The sequence below is a fragment of the Shewanella sp. 10N.286.52.B9 genome (assembly GCF_002873635.1).
Taxonomy (GTDB): Bacteria; Pseudomonadota; Gammaproteobacteria; order Enterobacterales; family Shewanellaceae; genus Shewanella.
The window spans coordinates 2492-12599 of the sequence record NZ_MCTY01000192.1 but is presented as its reverse complement, the minus strand read 5'-3'; the positions used below and the strand labels follow the sequence as shown (position 1 = coordinate 12599).

The 10108-nt window shown below is 39.0% G+C and carries 8 protein-coding genes; all 8 read right to left on the bottom strand.

The window, feature by feature from the left end:
• Nucleotides 1-124: 124 nt before the first annotated feature.
• Nucleotides 125-892 (bottom strand): protein phosphatase 2C domain-containing protein, encoded by a 768-nt coding sequence (locus tag BCU91_RS14460; RefSeq protein ID WP_102531755.1) that lies wholly within the window; start codon nucleotides 890-892, stop codon nucleotides 125-127.
• Nucleotides 883-1614, bottom strand: coding sequence for a type VI secretion system-associated protein TagF (gene tagF / locus BCU91_RS14455; protein WP_102531754.1), 732 nt, complete (start codon nucleotides 1612-1614; stop codon nucleotides 883-885). The genes BCU91_RS14460 and tagF overlap by 10 nt, the downstream gene beginning before the upstream one ends.
• On the bottom strand, nucleotides 1596-5138 hold the full coding sequence (gene tssM / locus BCU91_RS14450) for a type VI secretion system membrane subunit TssM (RefSeq protein WP_102531753.1): 3543 nt from the start codon (nucleotides 5136-5138) through the stop codon (nucleotides 1596-1598). Before tssM ends, tagF begins: the two co-directional genes overlap by 19 nt.
• A gap of 23 nt (nucleotides 5139-5161) precedes the next feature.
• Nucleotides 5162-6448 carry a type VI secretion system protein TssL, long form gene (gene tssL, locus BCU91_RS14445; RefSeq protein ID WP_102528960.1) on the bottom strand — a complete coding sequence of 429 codons (1287 nt, stop codon included), beginning with the start codon at nucleotides 6446-6448 and terminating at the stop codon, nucleotides 5162-5164.
• A 27-nt stretch (nucleotides 6449-6475) separates the two neighbouring features.
• Entirely contained in the window at nucleotides 6476-7804 is a 1329-nt protein-coding gene (tssK, locus tag BCU91_RS14440) for a type VI secretion system baseplate subunit TssK (RefSeq protein WP_102531752.1), read from the bottom strand.
• Between the two features lie 97 nt (nucleotides 7805-7901).
• On the bottom strand, nucleotides 7902-8372 hold the full coding sequence (gene tssJ, locus BCU91_RS14435) for a type VI secretion system lipoprotein TssJ (protein WP_102531751.1): 471 nt from the start codon (nucleotides 8370-8372) through the stop codon (nucleotides 7902-7904).
• Nucleotides 8373-8386: 14 nt separating this feature from the next.
• Complete coding sequence (tagH, locus tag BCU91_RS14430; RefSeq protein ID WP_157936295.1) at nucleotides 8387-9703, bottom strand: type VI secretion system-associated FHA domain protein TagH; 1317 nt, start codon at nucleotides 9701-9703, stop codon at nucleotides 8387-8389.
• 51 nt (nucleotides 9704-9754) lie between these two features.
• Nucleotides 9755-10108: hypothetical protein (locus tag BCU91_RS14425; protein ID WP_198590478.1), on the bottom strand; the 354-nt coding region annotated here is incomplete at its 5' end.

The following is a 10108-nucleotide window of genomic DNA, read 5'->3' as shown; positions in this document are numbered from 1 at the left end:
AATGAAAATTAAATTAAAAACTAATACTTTTTGACGTATTTTGGTCGTAAACATACAATTAAAACTCTTTTTAATTAGTTTGCTTTAACTATCTTTATTAATATTACTTTCTATTAATCGCTGGTTATACAAAAACTGGAATTGTTTTATCGCACTCCTCACTTAAACTAGACACTTTATGAGTTTGTTTAACTAATATACATGTCACGTTATCACGTGCATTTCTCACTAGCGATGCATGTAACAAAGCTAAACCTGAGTCAATAATGTTTTCAGACTGAATGATTCTTTGAATTTCGTTATCGTTAAGTTCTTTGTTTAGGCCATCGCTGCATAAAAGAAAGATATCACCTTCATTTACTTTATCGCTGCGATAATCAATGTCCAAATGGACATCTACGCCTACTGCTCGTGTGATGACATTTGCCAAGGGATGAGTTTCAGCTTCTTCAGGTGCAAGTAAACCTTCGTCTACCATGTCATTGACTTGGCTGTGATCTTTAGACAGTTGAGTTAACTGTTGCTCTCTAAACCGATATACTCGGCTATCTCCAACCCATAACATATGATACTGATCATTATCTAACCACAGCACAACCACGGTACTACCGGCGACTTTACCTTCAAACTCAGTTTCGCTCATTTGCTGTAAAATACGATTACTGTTCTGCAAAGAAGATTTCAGTAATTCGATAGTGATTTCATTTGGCTCAACCTGTTCCAATGATTGTTGAATTCCGTCAATAACAGTTTGACTTGCAACATCACCAGCTGCGTGACCACCCATCCCATCAGCAACAACCCAAACGCCTAAATACGGCAATTCTAAAAATGCATCTTCATTAATTTCTCTTATTGTACCCCGATGGGTCAAAGCATGACTTAAGTGCACGTATGTTCATCCTTATTAAGTTCGGCCATATTCCAACTAGTTTGCTTCCATTGTCCATTTAGCATCGAGATGAATTGGCTCACCTGCGGCAAGCCTTCTGTAATAATGACGCAAGGCTCAACATCAGCAGAACCTTCCGTCCACCAAATACTGTAGCGATTAAATTTACGCTTATACTGTTGATCCAGTAGTGACAATAATTCAGGGCTTTGACTACCAGTAAACACCCAAGCTGTTTTGGTTTGATCCTCTGACTCCACTTCAGAGAATGAATACTTGTCCATTGATACTGTTAACGTGTTATCAAGTAATTCAATTAACCAAGTGTCTATTGCAGTGTCATCCTCTAATACCGATAAAATGTGCTGCTCAAACACTGGTGAACAAGTGTTATCACACCAACCTCTAAGTGCAGATTGAGAATGAAAACCCGCGACTGTAAATGGATAATGCCTGCCGACCTGATCCACACTCGGTATAACAGTACCTATCACCGCATCTTCACAACATATGCCTGCCGATAAGGAGAAATTCCATATTGGACTTGTAAGGTAATAATCTAGCCACTCATTTGCGGCTTGTTCCTTACTTACAGCAAGCACAGCTTGAAGCCAATCATTCCAATTTTTCAGAAAGTCCTGATTCAAATGTTGTTGAATAAAATCTCCTTTAGCAGGGATTTTTCCACAATAACCAATACTTTTTAAAGGTTCGCAGGACATCTAAATGTCTCCATATTTGCCATCCAAAATGGATTGTTCACACTATTAGCAATAAGCTTTAGTTCAGCGTTATATCCACTCAGGTTAATCATCAATTTTCCATCCTTTTTAGTTTGAGGACGCTTATTACTCAACTCATCAAGTAATTTGAAGAAAGACCATTCACCTTCATATTTCATATTGATTGAGCGGCCACCATTAGGGGGCGAGAATGCGATGCGCGTTTCGTTGTTTGCACCTTGGCCAGGCCAAATAAACATTTCCTTTCTGGTTGGGCCATGTTGATACTTAAGCTGTTGATTATCCATTTCTAATAAGAACAAGCTGACACTTCGGTCTAATAGCTGAGGCTCTAGCGAGAAATTGATTTTAGGGCGTTTACTACCAGGCTCAAAAAAAGCTTCTTTAATCACTTCAGCACGTTGATACATAATCAAAACATCATCTTGAATGCCAATATTTCGAATGAATCGCCACGGCTTTTTACTGGTATCAACATGCATTGCTAAATATTGATCCCAAAACTTATCGAGTGTGCCGCCATAGCCAAAGAATTTACTGAAGTCATTCAATCTCACATCAACTTTAGATTTACGATTAAATGGATAACGTCCATCAATCGCGCCTTTAAACTCAGCTAAAACCTGTGAACGCCAAATGCCATTAAAGCGTTGATTTTGATTCGATTTGGCAAAAGTACGTGTTTGATATGCAACCCCACCTAGCCAACCTTTCACTGGATGTGGAAGATCAATTAATTGTTCTGATAGATTGCTGCCCATTTGAGCAAAACTTTCTTCTACAGATTGATTCATCACGTTACCGCGAATATCTGACTGCAACATGAGTTTGGCGTAGTTACGGTTAAGCGCTCTGAGGGTTGTTTGAATTTTATCGACATCAGTTAAATTGATTTCTATTAGCTCAGCAAACGCCACTTCAACTTCTTTACCTGGTAATTCCACATCTAATTCAATCGCGGTATCAGGTAACAAACGATTTAACTGCGCTTTTTTAGAACGAAAAGCAACATCAGTAACATTGCCAGCCACTTCAGATGCCGCTTTTAAGTTATTGGATTCCATGGGCAGTTTTGTCAATTGCACATTTTTTTGCACTGCTGCAATAATGGTTTTAATCGGTTGATCTGGACTTGCTAATGCTGCAGTAACTCTTTCAGCTTCCTCGAGAGTCGAGTAAGGTTTAACCGTGATATCACTTAAAAAGTCTTCCCAGTAAAAAATATAATCTCGAATATACTTTCTCTCAAGATCAGCTGTTAAGCGGTTTCGTGCTTGCTCGTCTAAATTTGCTAACTCATCACCATAAACCCAACTATCTGCCGTTAAGTTTTTAATAATTTTATTTTTCTCAATATTAAAAATGCCATGGAAACCATTGAAGGTGTATAGGCCAGGAATACCTTGATTAAACTGACGTCCACTTCCAAAAACTAACCCATCTAAACTGTCAGAACTGAGGATATCGACCAATTCAAAATCTGGAATACTGCTTTGCGAATAGTCACTTTTTAAACGCTGATACGCACGTTCAACCAGGGGTAGCATGGTTAAATTGGCCCTAGCACCACCAACAACCATTTCGTCATAGTTGTCGCCCCGAATCCCTAAATTAAGTAAGGTTTCAATATGAAGGTTAAGCTGTTGGCGCACTTCAGCGTTTACATTGCCGATCACATTGCGGTCAATGTAAGCAGAAAACCAAATCTTAATGTCTTCAGCTTGATAGTACTCAGGTAAATACAACATTAAATAGGTTTTTAATGTTTCATAGAGATAATTAAGGTGGTGGCCATTAGCATCCATTTCTTCACTGAGAATAGATAGCATTAAAGGTCTTAAGTGGGACTCAAGTGCCCTCACATAAGCGGCTGTCGCTGGCTGCTTTAATTTATCGCCTTGATAAAGCCCTAATGTATGAGCATCTTCCGATTTTTCAGTACCATAGCCAACAGGTAAATCTCGAATAATCGTTAAGCCTTTTGTTAAAGTGACAATATCCGTCTTAGAAGACAAGCCACCTTGGGTAACGTCTTCATATTTAGCAAGTTCGTGGTATGTATTGTCTATCAGCTGTCGATTCCAGTCGTAACTCTCCCACCAAAAATAACTCGCGACTAAAGTGACCGAAGCAGCAATAGCTAACGATGCCTTTCTCAGTAATTTGTTTTGATTAGTATGTTTTCTGTTGCTTGAAGCGAGGTCTTTTTCTGGAAAAACAACATCTTCTAATAAACGTTTTATAAAGTAGCTTCTTACTTTGCCATTGGAACTTGCCTTAGTTTTACTTTTAATCCCGCTCGATAAATGAGTTGAAAGATGATCTATCGGTGTGCCTTCTTGTGTGGCACTCGTCAAGTAAACCCCACGAAGTAACGGTGCTTCTTCGTATGCATTTGGTGCAAAGATTTCTTTCAAAAAGTCATCTGCCGAGCTTTGTAAGAGCCTTAATTGCTTAGGAAACTCGTAAATCGCAGCTCGACGTTCCAGATCTCGCTCATGCCTTAATCGGGTATTTAATCTTGCGTTTAAAGTCAGCAGTAAATGATGAAACTCTTTATTGAATGTACTAACAATGTCAGTTTCTTCATCCACATCAAGTGGGAAAGTTACACCCCAAATTTGCTCACAGTCTTCCTTTGTTAAATCATCAAAAAACTCGTTAAAGCCTGCTACTAAATCCGATTTAGATAACAAAACATAAACAGGAAACGTCATGCCTAATTGGTTTTGTAGCTCCTGTAAGCGTTGTTTAATCGCTCTGGCATGCATGTTACGTTCGGTTTTAGTCTGGTTAAGCAATTCAGACATTCCCATACTAATAATCACACCATTAATAGGCCTAATTGGACGATACTTTTTCAGTAAGCCCAAAAAGCCCTGCCACGCTCTAGAGTCTTGTTTTACATGACTATCTTGTGTGGTATAGCGACCTGCGGTATCTATCAACACGGCTTTGTTAGTAAACCACCAATCGCAATGACGTGTGCCGCCGACGCCTTCAATCATATCCACACCCATTTTTTCTTTTAATGGGTACTCTAAACCTGAATGTTGAATAGCTGTCGTTTTACCACTACCTGGAGGGCCAATCATGATGTACCAAGGGAGCTCGTAAATACTTTTATTCTTTGTCAGTTTAGTCTGCTTTAAGATGTCTAAAGCTTGGGTCATCTTATTTTGCAGAACATCTATTTCGTTTTTAACGAGATCATCACCAGAAACCGTTTCACCCTCACCATTAATGAGGCTATCTACCATTTCATCACTTTGTTTTTTATTTTTGACCTGCTGCATAAAGTGCAGCCCACCCCAAATGATGACAATGACCAATAGTACGATCACTCTCACAGCTGTTGATGCAAGCGGTTCATAACCAGCAATAGCCACTAAGGGGCCACCAAACCAAATCAATAACGCTAAACATGTAAATCCAATGATTGTGATAACCCATTTAGATTTAAAAATATCGACAATCCTTTTGCCAATTGATTTTGCAGACATTATTACAATTCCTTTGTGTAATGCTAAAACAGTAAGTCTATTTCGATACGACGATTAAATGCGCGGTTTTGCTCACTGTCATTGGCAACTCTCGGTTCTGACTCGCCTCTTCCTTCTGGCCATAAACGACCTCGTAAAGACGCATTTTGAGCCAAAACATTACCTATTGAAGTTGCTCTTGCTAGAGATAGATGCCAGTTCGAAGGGTATTTTGAGGTAAAGATAGGTTCATCGTCAGTATGACCTGTAATCAGAATTTTCCCTGAAGTGCCTTCAAGTGTTCTGGCAATTTTTGCCAGAATAGCTTCAAAATCAGAACGAGGCTGAGTATTACCTGATGCAAATAACTCCCCCGCTTCAATTCTAATTCTCACCCGATCGGTTAACTGTTCAACTTCTAATAAGTTTTTAGAAATCTCAGTTTGTAATAACTGCTGCAGTAACAAGGCTTCATCGCGACTGATCAACTGTTCTTCAACGGTGTCTTCCCATGGCACAATACTGGTAAGTTGCTTATAAGCTGTTGATGAGTAGTCATTAATGCTGTATCTAAATCCTAAGTAAATAAACAATAACAACACACCAAAAAGCGCACCTATAACCCACAATGGAAATGGCTGTTCAAAGGTTTGGTTTGAGGCGATGTTCTGTCGCCAAGAAGGTGACAGCTCACGATGTAAATCATCTTTCGTCGATTGAATCACCAAAAATGTTCTTTCTCTTAATGCCTCTAACTGTTGATCACCTTGTGGCTCAACGCGCATCTTTCCAACAAACCCAAGGGTTAAACATAAATACATTAATTCTAATAAATTACACTTTTGTTCGGGCTGTCTTAATGATGCATCGAGTAATGTATAAAAATACTCACCACCTAAGGTTTCATTATGAAAGGTTGATAATAAACTGTCGGAGGCCCAGTAACTTTGTTCCCCCCAAGGTGAATTCAATACAACTTCATCAATAAAACAACACAAACAGTAACGCGCAGACTTTATATCTTCTGCACTCACATCAGCGCTACGTAATTGCTGCTCATAATTTTTAATTAACTCAACACAATGAACTCGTAATGTATCAATATCATCATGCTGAGCACTGGTGCGCAATTGGGTACATATAGATAGTAATGTTCCTGCAAAATCAACAATCGGATTTTGCGCTAAACTTAACACCGCACTTTGTGCACGGTTATCAAATTTGATTTCTTGTACCAATGTTTTCTGACTGTCATCATTAACTTTGGGTTTACTGGTTGCTAATCCAGCCCCTCTCCCAGGGCGAGGTTTAACAATAGTTTTATCTTCCACAACAAATATCCTTATACATTGTGTTTATTACGTGTTGATAGCCCAAAGCTCTATCTGTAACTCAGGGTATGCACCTGAAATATGCATAGCTAACCCACCACTAGATTTCAGCTTTACCCAATGGCTGTTATTTTTATCAAGCTGAAAGTAGTGATAACCGGCATGATACGGCACTTGTCGTGGTGCTATTGGTAAGGTTGAGATACCGATACCCGCCAGTTGGTTATTGACTAATTCTCGTATCGTTTCTACTGAACCAATTTTTATTTGTGATGGCAGCCTTTGGCGAAGCTCCTCACTCGGCACGTTCGCTTTCACAGCCAGAATAAAGTCTGCATTATCAAGCATGCTTTTATCTGAAATGGTGGCAAAATATACGCCGAACTTGGTCTTTTCTAACGCAAACTCTGTTGCACTTTGTTCAAGAACAGTACTTAAACCATGGTTGGTAATCACCATCACATTACTGAATACATACGTAAGATTGTCATGTTGGTAGATAGGAAATTTAGGCGGGCGTTTATCTGGGCTACTAAACGTAGCTAATTCACCAGAGAATGACAGCAAAGAGCAAAAAAAGGTTTCAGGGTGAACATGGCTAACTACAGAGTAATGTTCAAATATAGGTTGATACTTATTCAACAATTGCAGCATTAAAAAGTCTGCAATCGAACTTGAAGCACTTTGGGATTGATTTAATCTGCCAGCGATAGCATCTGCTCGTTGCTGGATCATGCCATTGATTTCGGTATTTATATTTTGCAGGGCTTTAATGTGGGAAATACCGGTACAGGCAGGAATAAACTTTTTATCAAGTTTAACAACACCTTCATCAGAAACATCAATGACTCTTGCTATCGCTATGGATACATAGCCTGAACGGTCTTCACTTTGCAATTTCAATCGACAATCTAATTTGGCCACCTGCAGCACTTCTGTAGCATCAGAGCCAAAACTGGTATCCACAATATTATGATCATCAAACACATATCTTGTTATTTGATTTTGTTCTTCCGACGAAATATTAAGACTGTTACTTTTAGATACAGGCAGAACAATATAAATCAGTTGATCAATGGTACCAGCAGGAATCGAAATCGCTTTAGGTAAAGGACTTTGCTCTGGTAATAATGCCAGCGTGTGATCCTGGAACATACATTCAATTCTGTCTAAACCAAATTGTCCTAGGGGTAATAATCCATGATTCACTTCAAAGCTGGTCACTCCCCACGCAAAAGGGTTAAGTTTATTGACCGCATGAGTTTGCTGATATTGTAAGAATCGCTCTTGTTGTTGCATGTGTTGTGGACGCAGGAACATCCCTTCCGTCCATGCTACAGGACTAAAATCACTCATAATTTCCCTATTATATAATGACGTTCAATGTCTTTATTTTTATTCTATAAAACGTTAATGCAATTTCTCTAAACCAGAAAGCTTCATCAAAAATGCATTATTGTTCAGAGTTATAAACGGCTATTTTTTCGATGTTTATCGTAATACTGTCATAGCCTGTAGGATCAACTTCAACCACTGAACGCCAGCGCGATGAGTCAATATCACGATACGCGACAACCACACCGACATAGCGAGTATTTGCCCCTAAAGACATTGGGTACTCACGAATTTCAGAAGGCTGAAGCTCTAATTGATCTTTGCGTATTAAATCTGGGCCTAATACAGACTCAGCATCTTCATATAATGTAAAAAAGTCTTGAGTATCAAAAATGGTTCTTGAAGACAACTCGAACACTTTGACCACGACCGGTGATGGACGAAGGTTAATATCAGGATTAATATCTTTACTGGCTTGAAAAGTAATATCCGTATAAGGCGGTACAACAGCATTAATCGTTTTGCAGCCAGTGTTGAATAATAGCGTGAAGACCAATGCAATATAATAAATACTAATTTTAAGTTTCATTTTACCGTTTCTCCCTAAAGTAATTTAAGTTTACTGTCATATGCTTTCACGAAATCATCTGATAACGCTGCAGAATTATCTCTCATGAATTCATTTTTATAATCTTGATGTAAGCTTTTGTAGACTTTCCATTGTCTTGTTTGCTTTTGACCTGGCAACATATCAGTTATCGTTTGACTCTGACTTTTTTGCTCTATCGCCTGAGGGTCTAACTCATTAAGTAAGCCTTGCAATGCACCAATGGTGCCGGCAGTTAAAGCAATATCATGCTTGCGTCCGTCATTGAAGGCTTCTGTAATCGCCTGTTGTGAAGACAAGAAACTCGCGCTGTTACGTAAGAATAAATTTTGAAATACATCATCAATATTGGCCGAAAACTTCAACGGATTATTTTCTCTTTGTTGAAATGTCGTCTGATTAATTCTGAATTCCATTTTAAGCTGAGAGCGTTGACGCAAAGAATCCATTAGACCTGTCAGCATTAAATGCATACTTTGGCCTAATTCCAGCATTAACGATTCATTCAGCACTTTGCCATAGTCTTGTTCATCTATCCCCAAGCCTTTAAAAAAAGCTTGAGTGAGAGATGTTATCGGCTGAACTTGTGTATTAGCTTCTTGCACTGGTGTTGTACGCGGCGTGCTTCGAGCGACGGGTTTGACTTGTGCTTGCGGTGCAGCTTGAGGCCTTGGCGTTTCCACTAAAGGTTTAGCAGCAACTGTTGGAGTCGCTGCTGGAGTGCTTTTCTGCTCAAAGAAATCCTTATCCCATTCTTCTGGGATTGTAGATTCTGGTGGCTTAAAGTGATCCTGTAGGTCGGCATTAACTTCAGATAATAGTGCTGAGTTTGAACTCGCTTTACCTAATAATTCTTGAGCATCAAAACCAGTAATATCATTATTAAAATCGTTGTTAAAAGCAGGCTCACTCGAACTAATGACTGCCTCTGCAGGTAAAATGTTCGATTGCTGAACTCCAGCAGACATATGCCTATTATGAGCAGAGTCAGTTGCCGAAATTAGCTTCGCACTGACCTCATAGTCACCGAAAGTTAACAAATCTTCGTGCTCAATCTTGTGGGCGACACCCGAACCTAGCGCTTCAACAGCACGATTGATGAATAAACCATTAGTTGATAAATCTTCGATGTAAAAACCATCATTTCGTTTAGATATTTGAGCATGCTTACCTGATACCACTTTATCAGGATCAGGCATATGCCAATCGCAAGTCTCAGACCTTCCTAAGCTCAAAACATTACCAACATTAATAACCTTGACCTGCTCGGGCGATAGTCTGTGATAACTTACAATCTCTAACGTTAATTCCATTTTATTACTCGTCTCATAATCCATTAAACTTAGTCACGTTCACCAACATATTTATAAGCGTTGTACGCCATTCAAACGTTCATAAAGCTCATTACCGCGGGCAAATAATTCACGAGCAGTTTTTAAGTACTGTTTTTCTAAATAGATATTCGCTTGACGTAAAAAAGAAGCCGCTAAACGTTTCTCAAGAGTCAGTAAGGGTTCAAAGTCGGCAGGCATACTTGTCGCTAAAATGGCTACTTCTTTGTCAAAAGCATGCAGTTTCTTTGGATCATCAATAAGATCAAGTTGTTCTGTAAGCACCTTGAACGTATCACGATAAAATACCTCGGCAGCTTCATAAGGATATTCAGCAGCAGAACCACTTTCAGTATCACGGTTGAAATCATTAAGCTTTTTAACAGC